12 protein-coding genes are annotated in these 17,712 nt (G+C 71.9%); 3 read left to right on the plus strand and 9 right to left on the minus strand.

The genetic code is table 11. From position 1 onward, the window contains the following. Positions 1-1,571 precede the first annotated feature (1,571 nt). From AC4H2G_RS04120 to AC4H2G_RS04135, 4 genes are all read right to left on the minus strand, one after another. Positions 1,572-1,730: a DUF6760 family protein gene (locus tag AC4H2G_RS04120; protein ID WP_494364480.1), complete on the minus strand. Its 159-nt coding sequence runs from the start codon at positions 1,728-1,730 to the stop codon at positions 1,572-1,574. Then, a complete protein-coding gene (locus AC4H2G_RS04125; protein WP_494364481.1) occupies positions 1,727-2,191 on the minus strand; it encodes a hypothetical protein in 465 nt (154 codons plus the stop codon). The genes AC4H2G_RS04120 and AC4H2G_RS04125 overlap by 4 nt, the downstream gene beginning before the upstream one ends. Further along, positions 2,191-2,637, minus strand: coding sequence for a phage tail protein (locus AC4H2G_RS04130; RefSeq protein ID WP_494364482.1), 447 nt, complete (start codon positions 2,635-2,637; stop codon positions 2,191-2,193). Before AC4H2G_RS04130 ends, AC4H2G_RS04125 begins: the two co-directional genes overlap by 1 nt. 67 nt (positions 2,638-2,704) lie before the next feature. After that, complete coding sequence (locus AC4H2G_RS04135) at positions 2,705-4,270, minus strand: phage tail sheath family protein (protein ID WP_494364483.1); 1,566 nt, start codon at positions 4,268-4,270, stop codon at positions 2,705-2,707. A gap of 319 nt (positions 4,271-4,589) precedes the next feature. Here AC4H2G_RS04135 and AC4H2G_RS04140 point away from each other — a divergent pair, with 319 nt between their 5' ends. Next, entirely contained in the window at positions 4,590-7,730 is a 3,141-nt protein-coding gene (locus AC4H2G_RS04140) for an alkaline phosphatase D family protein (RefSeq protein ID WP_494364484.1), read from the plus strand. A gap of 112 nt (positions 7,731-7,842) precedes the next feature. Here AC4H2G_RS04140 and AC4H2G_RS04145 read toward each other — a convergent pair whose 3' ends face one another. Continuing rightward, a complete protein-coding gene (locus AC4H2G_RS04145; RefSeq protein ID WP_494364485.1) occupies positions 7,843-9,768 on the minus strand; it encodes an alpha/beta hydrolase domain-containing protein in 1,926 nt (641 codons plus the stop codon). Between the two features lie 315 nt (positions 9,769-10,083). On the opposite strand from AC4H2G_RS04145, the gene AC4H2G_RS04150 reads away from it, so the two are divergent. Further along, complete coding sequence (locus AC4H2G_RS04150) at positions 10,084-10,434, plus strand: helix-turn-helix transcriptional regulator (protein ID WP_494364486.1); 351 nt, start codon at positions 10,084-10,086, stop codon at positions 10,432-10,434. Continuing rightward, complete coding sequence (locus tag AC4H2G_RS04155) at positions 10,409-11,713, plus strand: type II toxin-antitoxin system HipA family toxin (protein WP_494364487.1); 1,305 nt, start codon at positions 10,409-10,411, stop codon at positions 11,711-11,713. Before AC4H2G_RS04150 ends, AC4H2G_RS04155 begins: the two co-directional genes overlap by 26 nt. A 29-nt stretch (positions 11,714-11,742) precedes the next feature. On the opposite strand, the gene AC4H2G_RS04160 is transcribed toward AC4H2G_RS04155, so the two are convergent. From AC4H2G_RS04160 to AC4H2G_RS04175, 4 genes are all read right to left on the minus strand, one after another. Beyond that, positions 11,743-13,866 (minus strand): eCIS core domain-containing protein, encoded by a 2,124-nt coding sequence (locus AC4H2G_RS04160; protein ID WP_494364488.1) that lies wholly within the window; start codon positions 13,864-13,866, stop codon positions 11,743-11,745. Then, positions 13,863-14,825 carry a hypothetical protein gene (locus tag AC4H2G_RS04165; protein ID WP_494364489.1) on the minus strand — a complete coding sequence of 321 codons (963 nt, stop codon included), beginning with the start codon at positions 14,823-14,825 and terminating at the stop codon, positions 13,863-13,865. The genes AC4H2G_RS04160 and AC4H2G_RS04165 overlap by 4 nt, the downstream gene beginning before the upstream one ends. A 119-nt stretch (positions 14,826-14,944) precedes the next feature. Next, the gene (locus AC4H2G_RS04170; RefSeq protein ID WP_494364490.1) at positions 14,945-16,984 is read right to left on the minus strand and encodes an ATP-binding protein; all 2,040 of its coding nucleotides are present in this window, start codon (positions 16,982-16,984) and stop codon (positions 14,945-14,947) included. After that, on the minus strand, positions 16,981-17,709 hold the full coding sequence (locus AC4H2G_RS04175) for a Pvc16 family protein (protein ID WP_494364491.1): 729 nt from the start codon (positions 17,707-17,709) through the stop codon (positions 16,981-16,983). The genes AC4H2G_RS04170 and AC4H2G_RS04175 overlap by 4 nt, the downstream gene beginning before the upstream one ends. Positions 17,710-17,712: the final 3 nt, after the last annotated feature.

Genomic DNA, 17,712 nt, shown 5'->3' on the forward strand with positions numbered 1-17,712 from the left:
AGCGGCGCCGAGGGTCGGGGCGTCGGCGACGCGACGCGACGCGACCGGTGCTGGCAGGCCGCTCCCGCTCGGCGGCTCCGAGTCGGCGCCCGGTGTGGGCACCACGGCCCCGGTCGCCGATCGTGGTGCGGTGGGCGTGCCGCGGGCGGCCAGGCCGTCCTCCGCCGACCCGGCACTCGTGGCTCGCTGCACACGGGGTCCCTGCGGTGGAGACGTCGGCTCGGGTGAGGACCTCGGTGTCGGCGCGAACTCCGGTTCGTGCGACACCAGGGGCGCGTCGCCCCCGGCGCGGGTCGCGCGGACCGGCGCCGGCGTCAGCCCGGCGTCGCTCGACGACGCGGGACCTCCGAGGAGCGCAGCAGACCGCTGCACCGGGAGGCTCGGTCCGATCCCGGCGCGTCCGCTCGACGGGGCCGGAGCATCGGGCGTCGGACCTGCCGCGCCGGCCGGCCGCGTGGTCGGCGTGAGGTCGCCGGCTGGTGGAGGGCTCGCGGCAGGCGCGGCAGGCGCGAACGCCGGGCCGGCTGCGATCGAGAGGGGCGGTTCTTGACCGGCGGCCGGATCCGCCGAGGTCACCGGGACCGCCGAGGTCACCAGGACCGCCGAGGTCACCGGGACCACCGCGGCGTCGTGAGATCTCTGAGCGACGGGCAGCGAGGGTGCCGCCGTCCGCCCGTCGGGCGGGAGCGCGATCGCGGCGTTCGAGCCCGACGCTTCCGATCCTGGGGCCGACGTCGGAAGTGGAGCCCCCAGTCCGAGCCGTTGGACCGGTCGCACGCCGGCCTCCCCGGGCGCCGCCGCGGCGTCGGCGGGAGCCGGCACCGGTGCCGCCACCTGTGTCACCACCCGTGCCACCGCCGGTGCCGTGCGGCCGGTGAGGGGCAGGACGGTGCCCGTCCCGTCGGAGAACCCGGCCGTTCCGGTGGACCCGGCCGTTTCAGTGCGCCCCGCCGCGGTACGCCCGACCCCGTCCGAGGGCGAGGCCGGCAGCGGGAGGCGAGGGACGTCGTCGGGCACCGGCGCAGCCCGCTGGACCGTCCGCGGTCCCGCGACCGCGGGAACGAGCGCCTGCGCCGGAGGTTCCGCGGTGGTCGCGGTGCGCGCGACGACGACGGGTCGGCTGACCGGCAGCCGGTCGGACACGGCTGCCGCGCTCGTGAACCTGCCCGACGACGCGACCCTCGGCCACGCAGGCCCCTCTCGGACGGGAGCCGTGGCGTCGTCGGGCGCGAGGAGGGTGAGCTCGACGTCGGACGACACCGCGCGCTGGAGCCGTCGGGCCCCGTCGCCGTCGACGACGCCCGACGGCGCGCGGTGGTCGACGGCGTGCCCCATCGTGCCGAGGAACCGAGGGCTCGACCACGCGGCGAGCCCGGCGGTGAACTCCGCCGGCGAGGTCGTCAGCCGGAGGTCTCCCAGGATGCGTTGCACGGGCGGGACGAAGGCCCAGCCCACGGGCGGCGTCGTGCCCGCGCCCTCGGTGCCCGAGCCCGGGGCGGGGGCGGCGACCGCGGGTCGGGGGCCGGCCGCGGTCGCCGCCCGCTCGCGACGCTGCCACGGCCACCTCATGGTCAGCGCCCCTCGGACAGGCGCGTGTTGATCTTCGAGATCTCGCGGGTGAACCGCTGCCGCACGCCGTGCTCGAGGTCGAGGATGTCGTCGGGCGACCAGTGGAAGTGGTAGGCGACGTACGCGATCTCCTCGTACAGCCGGTCGGTCGCGTACGTCACGATTCCCCCAGGCGGCCACCCGCGAGGTCGATCGTGAAGCGGTGCGAGCACTCGGGGCACGTGACGGCGGCCTTGGTGTGGCCCTCCGCGTTGACCCGGCGGTAGAAGTCCTGGAGGAACGCGACGTCGGACGCGAACATGTTCTCGACGACGTTCGTCGAGATGCTGGACATCGACCCCAGCGACGTGATGACGCGGCTCAGCAGGACGACCGTCGTGAACGCGGCGTTCTCCTGGACGCGCGAGTCGTAGAGCGGCAGCAGCTCGTCGCGCGCCGTCGCGAGGCGCATGGTCCCGCGCGTGTGCCGCACGCCGTCGGCGTCGACGTACCCTCGCGGGAGCTCGAAGTCGAACTCCGTGCGCAACGGCTCGGGCGCACCCGGGGACCGCCCTGCGCCGGGCGTCTCCTGCTCGCCCGGCGCGTCGCGGTCCAGGGCCTCCAGGGCTGGACCGCGCTGCATCAGCCGACCGTCATCTCGTCGTAGGCGACGGTGAACTTCTCCGTCGCGGGCTCGGTCGCGCCGGCCTTCATCGACGAGACCTCGACGCTCGACACCCAGCAGTTGACGAAGTTGTACGACTGGAGCGGCTTGCCGGTGTAGTCGAGGAACGAGACCGACGCCGTCTTGCGCGACCCCTTGACGTCCCCCTGCGCGACGATCTTGAGCCAGTCGGAGATGGTCTTGCTGTCGGTGAGCCCACGGGTGACGGTGAACTCGCCCGGCTTGGGCCGCCCCATGAGCTGCCGGACGACGTACTTGCCGTCCTTGGTCTGCTGCTTGTGCTCGATCTTCTCGACCTCGGACTTGATGCCGCTGACCTCGATGACCTTGGGGACCTGGATCCCGTCGATCGTCACGATGAACCCGTTCGCGGCGGACGAGTCGAGGGGGTCGGAGAGAGGCATGGTGCGCTCCTTCGTGTGCGTGCGATGTCAGGTGGGGTGACAGCCGGGTGTCGGACGGCCCGTCGCGCTACTCGGCGACGAGGCTCGTGCCGCCGGAGAACTGGGACAGCTGGAAGATGACGAACTCGGCCGGCTTCACCGGGGCGATCCCCACCTGGCACACGACCTGACCGGCGTCGATCCCCTGGGCCGGGTTGGTCTCGTCGTCGCACTTGACGAAGAACGCCTCGTCGGGCGTGAGCCCGAACAGCGCGCCCTTGCGCCACTCGTTGACGAGGAAGCTCGCGATCGTGCGCCGGATCCGCGCCCACAGGGCGGGGTCGTTGGGCTCGAACACGACCCACTGCGTCCCGACGAGGATCGACTCCTCGAGGTAGTTGAAGAGCCGCCGCACGTTGATGTAGCGCCACGCCGGGTCGGACGACAGGGTGCGCGCACCCCACACGCGGACGCCGCGACCGGGGAAGGCGCGGATGCAGTTGATCCCGACCGGGTTGAGCAGGTCGTTCTCGGCGCGCGTGATGTTGGTCTGCAGCGTGATCGCACCACGGACGACCTCGTTGGCGGGCGCCTTGTGGACACCGCGCTCGCCGTCGTTGCGCGCCCACAGCCCGGCCAGGTGGCCCGACGGCGGGACGAACACGTTGGTGCCCGACAGCGGGTCGAAGATCTTCACGTACGGCCAGTACAGCGTCGCGTACTTCGAGTCGTAGCCCGCGCCAGAGGTCCGCCACTCCTTCACCTGCTGCGCGTTCAGGCCGGGCGGCGGGTCGAGGATCGCCATGCGGTCGCCCATGAGCTCGCAGTGCGCGATCATCGCGAGCTGGACCGCCTGGAACGTCTCGAGGTCGATCGCGCCCTGCTCGAGCGCGGCCACGAGGTCGGGGATCGCGACGATCGTGACGTCGTCGATCGCCTCGAGCCCGCTGAACCCGGTGCGGTCCGCCGCGTCGCCGATGTAGTCCTCGGCGCCCAGGTCCTCGGTGGACGGCGGCTCCGGCTCCGGCTCGGGGGCCACGAGCTCGACGGCGCCCTTGTCCGGCCGCATGAGCGCGCTGCCCTGGGCGACCTCCTCGATCGTGATGATCTTCGAGTCCGCCTTGACCTTCGTCGCGACGTTGTCGGCGCCACGCTTGGTGGTGACGTTGTCGAAGGACTCGGCCTCCTTGCCGTCGACCTTGATCACGAGCTTGAACTGGTCGTCCGGCGTGGACTCGCCGCCGGCGTCGGCCACCTCGACGGAGATTTTCTTCGGCTTGCCGGTCGTCTGGCCGTCGAGCGCCGTGATGCGGTAGCCGCCGAGGGTCGCCACGGGCGGTCCGGCGATCGCCTTCGGCGCGGCCTTGCCCCGGCCCGACGACGCGGGCGCGGCCCCGCCGATGCGCACCACGTAGCAGTTGCCGCCGCCGTTGAGGAAGTAGCCGTACACCGCGTGCGCGAGGTACGAGCCGGGTACGAAGTCACCGAACGTCTGCGAGAACTGGGACCAGTTGGACACGAGCGTCGGCTCGTCCACCGGACCTCTGGCCGCGAGACCGACGAACGCCGCGACCGACGTGCCGACCCCCTCGATGGGCCGTGAGCCGGCCTCGACCTCTTCCACGTACACGCCGGGCGAGAGATACGTCGTCATGTCGTCGTCGCCTCCTAGAGAACACGCTGGTGAGGACCAGGGTCGTACGGCGACGCGCGGAGGATCAGGGCCGGTCGGCTACCTGCCGGGGCAGACGTCGCTGCCCGATCGGGCGGTGCGGGCGCCGACGGCGGGACGGCACCGGTCTGCCGTGGTCGCCCCTCCGGCACACCGCAGGTTGGCCGGACAACCCCCGGGGGTCGTCGTCCGCATTCCCCCCTCCGTTCACCTCGCGATCCACCGCCGGACATCCGGGGGCGGTCGGATCAGGGCCGTGCGACTCAGCGCACGCCCGTCCCTGGATACGGAGAAGAACCCCGTGAAGAAGCGCACGCCCGAGCAGGGCAGCCCGACCACCTCCGGCACGAGCCGACGCGTGTTCCTCGGCGGAGCGGCGACCGCCGCCGCCACGGCCTGGCTGGCGGCGAACGGCGCCCCCGCCGGCGCGGCGGACGACGTCCCGCTGCGTGCCGCCGTCCTGGAGCACCGCGACCCGTGGACCAGCGCGACCGGTCTCGAGAAGCTGCTGACCAAGGCTGGTTTCACGGTCGTCGTGCTCGACCCGGCGAAGCCCGCCACCGGGCAGGGCGTCGACGTCATCGCGTTCGGCACGTTCACGAACAACGAGCCGACGTACGGCCGCTACATCGAGGGCCAGGCCGAGTCGCTGCGGGCCTTCGTGGCCGAGGGCGGTGTCGTCCTCGACATGGCCCAGTCCGACCAGTTCCACTCGACGGCGTCGTACCTGCCCGCGCCGATGTCGGCGAGCCGCAACGACGCGGACCACGACTCGATCTTCCCGGTCGCCACCGATCATCCGCTCGTCTCGCACCTGCGCGTGGTCGACGGGCGCGTGTTCACGGGGCGGTCGACGCAGATCCGCGTGAGCTGGGAGTCGCTGCTCGACTGGCGCCAGATGCGGGTCCTGCTCGCGTGCAGCGCGGGCGGACGCCCGCCGGCACTGCTCGAGGGTGCGCACGGACGCGGCCGCTTCGTCCTGTCCAGCCTCACGATCGACAAGATCTACAACGCGGCCGGTCAGACCATCCAGCCGACCGAGGCCGTCGCCGACAGCGAGATGTTCTTCACGGCGTTCGCCGCCTACGTCAAGATGGTCGTCGCCGGGACGGCTCCGGTCGTGACCCCGACCATGCAGGCCATCGCGGGCCCCCTCGTCGGCGACACCGGGACGAGCCACTCGCGCGTCCTCATCCGTCCGGGCAGCGACCTGCACGACCGCGAGTCCTGGACGCTCGAGTACTGGTCCGAGGGCGGACCCCGCCAGAGCGTCGGTGCCGTCCTCTCCCCCGACAACGACTCGACGGTGCTGTTCGACATCGCCGGCCTCACCGCCGCGACGGCTTACTCCTACGCCATCTCGCCGGAGGGCGACCCCGTCCCCGGGCTCGACATCTCGGGGTCGTTCACGACCGCCCCCGCCGACGACGCCGCGACGAAGCTGGTCGTGGGCCTCGGCTCGTGCGTGTGGACCGAGCAGAACCACATCTGGGACACGATCCGCGCGGAGGGCTGCGAGGCCTTCGTCTTCATGGGCGACACCCCGTACATCGACAGCACGAACCTCCAGACCGCCCGGGACAAGCACCGGGCCTTCCTCCAGGTACCGCAGGTGCGCGAGGTCACGCGGACGATGCCGGTCTGGGGGACGTGGGACGACCACGACTTCGGCGGCAACGACGTGCACGGCGACCTGTCGGGCAAGCGCAACAACCGCACCGCGTTCGTCGACTACCGCGCGAACGCGACGTTCGGGCACACCGCGGCGGGCGAGCCGCTGCGCGAGCGCACGGTCGACGGCGAGGGCATCTACACGTCGTTCCGCCGTGGCCCGCTCGAGGTGTTCCTGCTCGACCCGCGCTGGTTCAGCCGCACCGAGCCGAGCTGGGCGGATGCGACGAGGACCACGGGCATCGGCCAGGTGCAGTGGGAGTGGCTGCAGGAGAGGCTGCTCGCGAGCACGGCACCGTTCAAGCTCCTCGCGAGCGGGATGATCTGGGACGACAAGCAGAACGGCGAGTCCGACGACTGGGGCACCTACTCCTACGAGCGCGACGCGATCTTCGACCTCGTGCAGGAGCACCGCATCCCCGGCGTCTTCCTGCTCGGCGGCGACATCCACGTCTCGCGCGCCCTGAACTACGGCCAGCGCGTGGGCTACGACCTGTGGCAGTTCATCGTGAGCCCGATGCACAGCTCGGTCATCCCGAGCCTCAACGTGCCCAACCCGGCGCTCGTCCACAGCGCGGTCGAGCCGCACGTCTTCCTCAAGCTCGAGCTCGACTCGACGGTGGAGCCCGCGACGATGACCGCGACGTGGATCAACCGCGACGGCGAGCGCGTCTTCGAGGTCGCGACCGACGCCGCGCAGCTCACGCCGCTGCCGGTCCTCGTGGGCTTCCCGTCAGCCGCGACCGAGCTGCTCGCCGGACGGTCGTCGACGATCACGACGAGCGTCACCAACCAGTCGGGCGACGCGCTCGACGAGGTGACGGCGGTGCTCGAGGCACCTCTCGGCTGGCAGGTCACCGCGGCGACCGCGGCGACGTTCCACGACCTCGCCGACGGCGAGACGCGCACCACGAACTGGACGGTCGAGCCGCCCCTCGGTGCCGAGCCGGGCGACGTCGTGCTCGTCGCCCGGTCGACGTACTCGCCGGCCGGTGCGCACGGCACCGCGATGCGACAGACCACGGTCTCGGTCGTCGCGGACGGGACGGTGCCTCGCTCGCTCCTGTCGATCGCCGGGTTCAGCAGCGAGGAGCCGACGAGCGACCGCGCGGTGAACGTCGTCGACGGTGCGCCGTCGTCGATCTGGCACTCGCGGTGGGCCGCGGCCCCCGTGCCGGGCTACCCGCACTGGATCGCCGTCGACCTCGGGTCCGAGCACCTGCTCGACGGACTCGGCTACCTGCCCCGGCAGTCCGGGACGAACGGGCTGATCAAGGACTACGAGGTCTACCTCTCGCACGACAACGCCACGTGGGGCAGCGCCGTGGCGACGGGGTCGTTCCCGGCCGGCACCGCGCTCGCCCGCGTGGACTTCCCCGAGACCGCCGCACGCTACGTCAAGCTGGTGGCGCTGAGCTCGCAGAACGGCCTCCAGTTCGCCGCGGCCGCCGAGCTCACGCCCTACGGCCAGCCGGTGGAGCGGGAACGGCCCGAGGCGGTCGTCACGGCGGACACCCGCACGATCGCGGACAAGGTCGTGGTGGCCGTCCGGGTCCAGAACACCGAGCCGGTCCCGGTGGACGTGAAGATCACGACCGACTACGGCACGAAGTCGTTCCTCGGCGTCCCGCCCGGCACGAACGCCTACCAGTCGTTCGCCACGCGCAGGAAGGCGGTCCCGGCGGGAGCCGTGACCGTCGAGCTCAGCGGCCGGATCGACCAGCTCGCGGTGCACAACACCGTCACCGCGCTGTACGACGCCCGCGGCTGAGCAAGGGCGGCGAACCACGCTGTGGAGGTCCCGGTCAGCTCTGCCGGGACCTCCACAGCGCCGTTCTCCGTGCGGCGACGGACCGCGAGACGGCGCGAAGCCCTGCGAGACCTCAGCCGCAGACGATCGCGTCGTGCGCGACGTCGGCGGCGAACGCCCGTCCGTCGCCCGACGCGGTCACCTGCGCATCGCCCGCGTCCACCGACGTCGACCGCACCGCAAACGACTGGTACGCCGACGCACCCGGCGCCACGTCGGCCACGGTCCTGGTCCCGAACGGCGTGGTCAGCGTGATGTCGACCGGCACGGAATCGTCGTTCGTCGCGCGGACGGCGACGTACGCCCGGCCTGCGAGGCAGCGGGCCTGGGCCTGCGTCGAGACGGCCAATCCGTCGGCCTCAGCCGTGAGCCCGATGACCCCGCGCACGGCGAGCGTGGCGCGCACGATGCTCGCCGACGCGTCGGCGTCGTCCACCTGCGTCGCAGCGAGGTCGTGCGCTGCGGCTACGAGGGCGTCGGCGGCGGCCCAGTCGCCCGCGTCCGCGGCGTCGAGCGCCTGGCCCATCGCGTCCTGGATCTGCTCGCCGACCGCGGCGTCGACCGTCCCGGCCGCGACGCGGTCGCCCACGAGCTCGACGACGTCCGTGTACCAGGCCGGGTCCGCCGCGACCTCCGCGGGCAGGTAGCCCGCCTCGACGGCGGCACGCGTCGACGCCACGACGTCGTCCGCGTACGCCTGCGGGTCCGGGTACCAGGCCGCGAGCGTCGCGTCGTCGACCGGTGTGGACCCGCCGTCGAGGAAGCAGAAGCCCGGACCGGCGTTGGAGCCCGAGTTGATCCGCGTCGGCACGTCCTGCTGGGCGAGACGGATGCCGCCGAGGCCCAGACCGAGCTCGTCGCGCACGACCGTCCGCGGGTCGTCGGTCAGCTCGATCGGCTCCGCAGACGGCGGCGCCGTGCCGTCGGCCACCCACGCGGCGACGTGGTCGTACACCGTTCCCTGGACCATGTGCTGCGGCACGCGCGACCCCGAGGGCTGCTCGCACGTCTGCGGCGTGCCGGGGTAGCCGCCGGGCGCGGAGCCGACGTCGCGGATCCGGAGGCGCCCGTAGTCCGTGATGAGCTTCCAGTCGCCGTGCGACGCCCCGGCGACCTCCCACGTGCGGAGCAGGTCGGTGTCGGCCTGGCGCTGCGCGGCGCCGAGGAGGTCGATCGCGACGTCGGTCTCGCTGTTGATCTTGAACACGGGCGTCTCCAGGTCGTCGCGGACCACGCCGCCCCCGCCGTGGAGGACGACCGCGTCCACCACGTCGGCGAGCGGGTCGACCGAGTTGACGTAGGACCACAGGCGGCCTGCCGACTGCGAGTGGCCGGTCGCGACGACGCGCTCGGCGTCGAGCGGTCCGAGCGGCGCGGTGCCGGCGGGGTCACGCACCGCCTGGACCGCCTGGCTGAAGACGTCCCACGAGAGAGTGTCGTCCGTGACCGCGCCGCCGTCGGTCAGGTCGAGCGCGCCGTACCGCTCGGGACTCCAGGCGCGCAGGCCGGTCGCGGAGTGGACGCCCGCGCGCTGGGCGGAGACGCCGACCCACGCGTAGCCCTCGCGGACGAGGTGCTCGTGCGTCTGGAACCAGTCGACCTCCTGGTCCCACTGGTTCGACACGTTGTACCACTCGGCGATCACCGTGCCGTTGAACGCGGCAGGGTCAACGGGGCGGCGGACCACGATGCGCGTCCGGTAGTCGTGACCGGTGCTGAGCACCGTCGCGTCGGTGGCGCCGTCGGCCTGGTACCGCGTCGCCTCGCCCTCGAGGAAGAACTCCTCCTCGACGTAGCCGTGCCCGGCGAGGTCGTAGTCCGTCGCGAGGAACGGGTAGCCGTGGGCCGGGTCCCCGGGGGCGGACGTCGCCGGGATCGGGCCGACCACCTCGGGATCCGGCACCGCGTCCGCGGCACCGGCGGGCAGGGCCAGACCGGTAAGGAGCAACGCTCCGGTGGCGGCGAGGGCGAGCGGGCGTCGGACGAGGCGTGCAGGCATGGACGACTCGTTCGTCGGGGACCCGACCGCGCCGTCGGGACGCTCAGCAGCCTAGGGACGCCCTCGACCTTTGTCGACCGGTCGGCAGGTTTTGCTCTGGGTTCGCCAGAAGTGCTGGTCACGACGGAACTCCCGCGCCAGGAAAGTCACGGCACCATGACTCGGCGAGTTGTCACGGATCCATGACATGCGTCGAACGAGGACCGCTCGAAAAGGGGGAATGCTGCGGTCATGCCCGCAAGACACGCGTCACGAAAGAGATATACTCTTGATCTCTGGGGCCAGAAAACAAAACTATTTGCTACGGAGGTGCCCGTGGGTCGTCGCAAGGTTACTGTCGGCCGCGACGCGGCCGAGGCGCTCCGGCTCCTTGGCGTCCGCGTCAAGCAGGGACGTGTAGCGCGGCGTTGGACCCAGGTCGAGCTGGCCGAGCGCATCGGAGTCTCGGCCCCCACGGTCGCGAGCGTCGAACGCGGGAGCCCATCCGTCAGCGCGGGTCACTACTTCCAGGCCGCGTTCCTCGTGGGCGTGCCGCTCTTCGGGATCGAGGACTCGGGCGAGCTGGCGCTACGACGTCGCCAGGGCGAGGACACGCTCGCCCTGCTCCCGGCCAAGGTCCGACACCGAGCGAAGGATGCCGATGACGAGTACGACCTCGACTTCTGAGCCGAGTTCTGAGCAGGCCGTCGTCTGGGTGTGGCTCCCGGGCGAGGGCAAGCCCGTACCGGCCGGCGTCGTGCGCCGACGCACGGACGGGCGCGCCTGGTTCCGGTACGGCCGTACGTATCTCGGCGATCCACGCGCGATCAGCCTCTACGAGCCGACTCTGCCCTTGCGCGACGGCTGGATCGAGCCGCCCGACGGCTGGGCGATCGCACCCAACCTGCGGGACGCAGGTCCCGATGCGTGGGGCCAGCGCGTCATCCTCGACCGACTACACGGCCGTCGCGGCACGACGGCGGACGTCACCGACGTCGACGAGCTCACCTACCTCCTGCAGTCCAGCTCGAACCGCGTCGGCGGGCTCGACTTCCAGGAGTCGTCACGCCGGTACGTCCCTCGCGACGAGACCGCCGCGCTGGACGAGCTGTACGACGCGGCGTCCGCCCTGGAACAGGGCCAGGACCTCACGCCCGCGCTGCGCGCCGCTCTCGAGTCGGGAACCGGCATCGGTGGCGCACGGCCCAAGGCGAACCTCGTCGACCAGGGTCGTCAGCTCATCGCGAAGTTCACCTCCTCCTCGGACACGTTCCCTGTCGTGCAGGCCGAGGCCGTCGCGATCCACCTCGCCCGCGCTGTCGGCGTCGACGTGCCCGGCGCGGAGGTCGTCCGGTCGCGAGGCAGGTGGGCGCTCGTCGTCGAGCGGTTCGACCGGGACGCCGACGGCGCTCGCCGGATCGTCGTGAGCGGTCTGACGATGACCGGGCTCACGGAGTCGACGGCGCGCGTCGGGACCTACCCGGAGCTGGTCGACGTGCTCCGCGCCCACGGCGCCGGGCCTGACGTCGGCGAGCAGATGTTCCGCCGCGTCGCGTTCAACATCGCGATCTCGAACAACGACGACCACCTGCGCAACCACGCCGCGTTCTGGGACGGGCACCGGCTGAGCCTCACCCCCGCGTACGACCTGAGCCCCGGCGCGCGTTCCGGCGACACGATGTTCCAGGCCATCGCCTACGGCCGCGACGGTCAGCGCGAGAGCAGGCTCGCGACACTGGTCTCGGTAGCGGCGGAGTACGGCCTCACCGCCCGCGAGGCGCGGGACGTCGTCGAGCACATGGTCGAGACCATGGACATCGAGTGGGGTGCCGCGTGCGACGACGCTCGCCTCACTCGTGCAGAGGCCGCGTCCCTGCACCGGCGCCAGTTCCTGCACCGCTCGGTGTTCTTCGACCTCGGGAAGTACCTCGTCGTCACCGACGATGGCCCGCAGGTCTCGATCTGAGCGACGCGGGCGCCCGACCGAGCGTCTAGCTAGGAGCCGACGTTCTCGGTCGCCCGTCCCATCGATCCCTTCAAGGTCGTGAGGAGACCACCGAGTTCCACGACCGCTCCGGCTCGGTCCCCGTGCTCCATGCTCAGCACGTACGCGCACAGCACGTCGCCGGAGAACAGTGACGCACCGACCTCCTGGAGGCGGAGGCAGATCGCTTGAAGTACCGCAGAGGTGAGATCGTGCGCGGATTCTTTGCCGATGTCGGTCGCCGGGACGCGAACGAGCGAGCCTGGGCCGCCGCTCGTCGCGACCGTCGGCACGGCGACATCAGCCGAATTTTCCACCTTCAACCCCTTGGTGACGACGACGTTCATCAGTGTTTCCATGACAGTGAACAGTTCGGAAAGCACTCGATCGACGAGCTTGCGCGAACCTTCGGCCTGAGGCAGACCGAGCAGTGCGACGACCGAGGAGCCGTCCGCCTTCAGATCCGTCGAGCGCACCCAGGCGCGGGTGACGAGGAGCTCCGCCTCGACCTCGACGAGTCGCGTCACATCGACATCGAGCGCACGCATCTTGCCTGCTTCCTCGGGCGTCGGCGCCCGGACGTCGGCATGCTTCGAGTCGGGAGGCTCCTCCCCGCTCAGGAGGTCGAATGCCACCTGCTCATAGTTCGCCGCGTTCTTCAGAGCCATGCTTTGAGGTAGGTAGTAGTGCGCGCCACTGTCCCTGTACACGTAGTCGATGATCTTGGCATCGACGACGTGCGATCCCTCGTGCAGCAGTGTCGCCGCCATTCGGAGATCTGTGCACCGACCCGACCAGTAGGTGGCGGACATCCGGATGCGCCTGTTCTGGGCATTCCCCAATGCCCCCATCGTCGCAGGAATCTGTGGATCAAGTGCGAACATTTCAGTGTCGTTCGCGAACGCGCTCATCATCCATGCGATGCCCGTGGGAAAGGTCTTCGCATACATTCGCTCAAGCTGGTCGACGATCTCGCCGATCGTCTTCTCCGCAGTGCTGGCAGCGTCACCGAACATTGTCGCCAGACTGGCCTTTCCAGAGTCCCCACCGAGCGAGGTACGCATCTTCTTCAGAAGATCGATCCCCGCCCGGACCGCAGTGGCGGACTCCCTGGGCTTGATCTCCTCGCTGGCGTCCGGATTGCCGCCCGACCCCTTTCGCGGGTGGCTCGACCGCAGATCCGCTGCACCCTTGTTGATCTGCTCGACGACCCCCACGAGGTCGAACGTCTCCTTCCCGTCGACCCAACGGACCGAGTCGATCACAGATCGCAAGTCCTTGTACTCGCTGGTCGCTTTGGCGCTGTCCGTCAGCCCGGCAAGCTCCTTCTCCAGGAACAGGACGTGGAGGGCACGAGCCTGATGATCCGACTTCGCGAGCTGCGATTCCTTCGCGTCCGGTACCGGTACGACCCGTTGCACGGGCAGCCCCGAACCAGCACCCCTGTCGTGGCTTCGGGCACCCGTCGCGGTGGAGCTCCGCCCTTGAAGGCTGACGGCCCCGGGGTCGGAGTTGCCGCGTCGCACCTCGCGCTGGATCGCACGTTCGGCGTTCGCCTCGGCCTCACGCTCGAACCGATCACCCGGGTCGGAGATCCTGACCCCGTCACCCGTCGGCGTCCCCGAGACAGGGCCGCTGCGCTGCTGCACGACGTGCGTCAGCTCGTGCGCGAGCATCGTGCGGCCCGGCACCGAGGAGGTGTCGAACTTCCCGGCGCCGAACACGACGTCGCGGCCCACGGTGTAGGCGTGCGCGCCGACGGCCGCGGCCGACGATGTGGCAGTCCCGCCGGTGTGGACGCGCACGTCGGAGAAGTCCGCGCCCAGTCGCGTCTCCATGTCCTCGCGCACGTCCGGGGCGAGCGGTGAACCGCCGCCGCGCCCCACGACGTCGAGCACCGGCGACCGCCCACCCCCGCCGACAACGCGCTGGAGCACCCCGTTCCCGACGTGGCGCTGCAAGGTCTGGAGGTCGACCTCCCCGAGCACGGCGCTCTGTCCCCCGATGAGGGCGTCGACCGCTGGGCCGACGCCCTCGGCCTTGCGGGAGAGGGTCTGGTCGGTCGATCGCTCAGGTTGCTCATGCCGGTGCGCCCGAGCGTCGCGGTGGACCACGGGCCCCTGCTCCCAGGTCACTGCGTCGTCTCCTTCGTGCCGAGACCGGCTTTCTTCTTCCGGCTCCCGCCGGTGTACCCGAGGACGGCGGAGGAGATGAAGTCGCCACCCTCCAACACGTCCTCCTTGACCTTGAGGACGCCACGGAACACCGACGCATCCTGGAAGTAGAACGTCACCAGCTCCTGGAAGGAGATTCCGGCCTGCTTGATCACGGCGGCGGTCTCCCTCTTGTTCGTCGTGTAGTAGTCACCCTCGCTGTCCTTCTGGAGGTTCTTGAGCACGAGCAGGGTGGTGATCTCCGTCGCCCCCTCGACGAGCGCGGGCCAGCCCTTCGCGTCGCCGTCGCCCACATGCTTGTCCCACCCCGCTCCCGAGAGGATGTGCAACGCCTCGTGGATCGCGTGATGCGGGCGGACGACGTGCTGGCGCAGGTTGAGATGCCGCGGGTTGCGGTTGCGCTCGGCGAAGCCCAGCGCACGCCAGCTCCCCATGACGGTGCGCAGGACAGCGTCCATGCTCTGCGCTCCGCTGGGTCCGGATCCCCACTCGAGCACGCGCTTCCGGGCGAACTCGACCTCGTCGAGCACGCGTACCCGCCCGGCGAGGTCGGTCGCGATACGGTCCTGCGCACTCTGCGGCAGCCATGTGACGGCCCGGAGGTCACGGACGAGGTCCTCCTCCACAGCCTGTCGGATCGCGTCCGGGGTCGCGGCCTGCTGCATCTGCGCCAGAGCGGCTGCGACCTGCCGGTGGTGCTGGAGATAGAAGCGCGCATCGGTGTCGAGCGTCGCGAGGTCGGTCGCCGCGTCGAGGACGTTCTTGAGCGAGACCGTGCGTCCGAGCACCGCGGACAGCGCACGCGGGAAGTCGACGACTATCGCGCGCTTGACCTCCTCGGGCAGCGTCTTGACCTCATCCGTCGTCACGGCACGCTGGACGACGGGCGCGGCTCCCGGTGTGAGTCCGGGTGCGAGCATCCGCGAGACCTGGGCGTTCCCGACGTCGTGCTGGAGCCCGGCGACCGCCCCACGCCCCTGCGGTCGAGCTGGCGGACGCCGGTGCACGACGGCCCGTGGTCGTTCGTCGCGCTCCGACATCACTCCACCAGCTCCCAGTACGGTCCGAACTCGCTCGGCTGGGTCAGCCGGCCGAGCTTGCGGTGCTCGCGGTGCACCGCGGTGACGAGGTGCCGCATCTCGACCACGCCGTCGTCGGCTGCCGCGAGGTACGCAGCGGTGACGGCCGCGGAGCGGATACCGCCGCCCGCGAGCTCGAACGCCTTGGCGCAGAAGTCGAGGTCGAGGTCGTCCGCGCGCGGGACCACGCGCCCGAGGCACCGGTCCCACAGGAGGCGGCGCGCGGCGTCGTCGGGCACGGGGAAGTCCACGACGACGTCGAGGCGCCGCGTGAACGCCTCGTCGATGTTGGCGCGCAGGTTGGTGGACAGGACGACGAGCCCGTCGAACGTCTCCATGCGCTGCAGCAGGTAGGCGCTCTCGATGTTGGCGTAGCGGTCGTGGGCGTCCTGGACGCCGGTGCGCTTGCCGAACACCGCGTCGGCCTCGTCGAACAGCAGCACCGCGTTCACCCCGGCGGCGCCGGTGAAGATGCGTTCGAGGTTCTTCTCCGTCTCCCCCACGTACTTGTCCACGACGGCCGCGAGGTCCACGACGTAGAGCTCGAGACCCAGGTCGTGCGCCACGACCTCGGCGGACATCGTCTTGCCCGTCCCCGAGCCGCCCGCGAACAGCGCCGCCACGCCCCGCCCGCGCGCCCCGCCGGGACGCATGCCCCAGTCGCCCAGCACCCGGTCGCGGTGGCGCGCGCGCTGCGACACCTCGCGCAGCGCGCGGAGCGCCGGGGCCGCGAGCACGAGGTCGTCCCAGCCGACGGCGGGCGTGACCCGCCGCGCGAGGCGGTCCAGCGCGGTGCCGTTCTCGGCCCGCGCCCCGCGCCGCACGTCTTCGGCCGACACCCGGCCGTCGGGCCGCAGCACGGCCTGCGTCCCGGCCGACCGCGCCGCCCGGACCACCTGCTCGGGCCGCAGCCGGAAGGGCGCGGTCACGCCCGCGACGTCGACGTCGCCCGCCACGTCACCCAGGGCGGCGGCCCACAGCGCGGCGCGCTCCGCCGTCGTCACCTCGTCCGCGTCGACGAGCAGCGGAGTGACGCGCGACCATTCGGGGTCCCATGCGGCTTCCCCGACGAGCACCGTCACCCCCGAGCCCTCCGTCAGCGCCGCAATCACCTCCGCGGACCTGCGCAGCGCGTCCACGGGGTCGGCCACGAGGCCGGCGTCGCGCAGCGACGCCTCCCGCACGGCCGCCCGGACCGTGATCACCGGGTCCGCCCCGAGACGCCGCAGGTCCAGCGCGACGACGTCGCGACCGGTCGACGCGAGCGCCGCCGCGGCGGCCGACGCGGCCGAGCCCGTCCCCGGCTGCTTCAGGTACAGCAGCCCGACGCCCGCGTCGAGCGCGGTCCGGAGCCGGTCGGCGTCGCCGGAGCCGATCGGGACGAGGTCCACGAGCGCGTCGGCAAGCGTCGGGTCGGGCGCGTCGTCACCCAGCAGGTGCCCGACGACGCGGTCCGGCACCCGCAGCGCGCGTCCGGGCAGCGGCCGGTCGAGGTCCTCGACGACGACGAGCCCACCACGCACGAGCGGCCCGTGCGTGAACCGGTGGCGCGCGGGCGCCGACGCGAGCGACACCCCGCACAGCGCGAACGCCGTCGCGACGGACGGCCGGTGCCGCGAGACGTCGTCGTTGAGGTAGCCGAAGAGCTGCTCGAAGCGGAGGTCGACCTCGCCGGCGAGCGCCACGAGCAGCAGCTCGACGTCGAGGTCCGTGAGGTCGAACGCGCGGGCGAGCGCGCGCAGGCGCACCCGCTCCCCGGACCGCTCCGCGGCGTCCGCTGCCTGCTCGACCACCGCGAGGCGGTCCGTCGCGACCCGCAGGTCCGCGCCGGGAGCGGGCGCCGCGAGGAGGTGGTCGACCGCCGCGTCCGTGAGGTAGAGGCCGCGGAACGGGTCGTCCGCTGTCGGGTCGCCCACACGCCGTCGGGCGACGAGGTCGCGCACGCGCTCCTCCAGGACGCCGAGGCGCCCGACGAGGTGGAGGAGGCCCGAGTCGGTCATGACCGCCTCCGCGCCCGTGGCGCACGGGTGCCCGACGCCGCCCCGGACGTCGCGGGTGCGCCGTCGGCCGCGCGTGTGGCCGGGGCCGGAGAGCCCGGAGTGGGGGCGGAGGCCGGGGCGGGCGCGCGGTGCCGTCGCCGCTGGGGGTCGGCACCGTCGCCGGTCGTGTCGTGCGCGGCGAGCAGCAGCTCCTCGCGCACGGGCGGGCCGACGTCGCCGCGCTCCGGGCGCAGCAGGGGCGCGGTCACGGCGACCTCGACCGAGGGTTTGAGCTCGCCGCCGAGCGAGGACCACACGTCCGTGACGCTGCGGTCCTCGGCCGGCGGCATCCCGACGGTCACGGGCACGGGACCTCCTGCTTCCGCCAGGGACCCCACGACGTGCTCGGCGGGCAGCGCGTCGAGGCCGATGAGTGCCGCGAGGACGCGGTCGAGCAGCCGGTGCTCGTCCTCGGGCCGCTGCGTCCACGCCGTCACGAGGTACGACAACCGGAAGTGCCGCGGCGGGTCCGCGCGGCCGACCACCGCGCCGTCGGGCCCGCGGCGGTCGATCAGCCCGTGCGAGCGGCGCTTGACGTCCTCGCGCACGTCGTAGAGGTACACGTCGACGGTGGGCGCGTTGCGGCGCGCGGCCCAGTCCTTCGTCGGGGCGTCGAACGCGACCTCGACGTCGCCCACGGCCTCGCGCACCAGCGAGCGCAGCGCATCGTCGACCTCGGTGATCATCCG

The organism is Cellulosimicrobium sp. BMG9.23 (assembly GCF_059159985.1).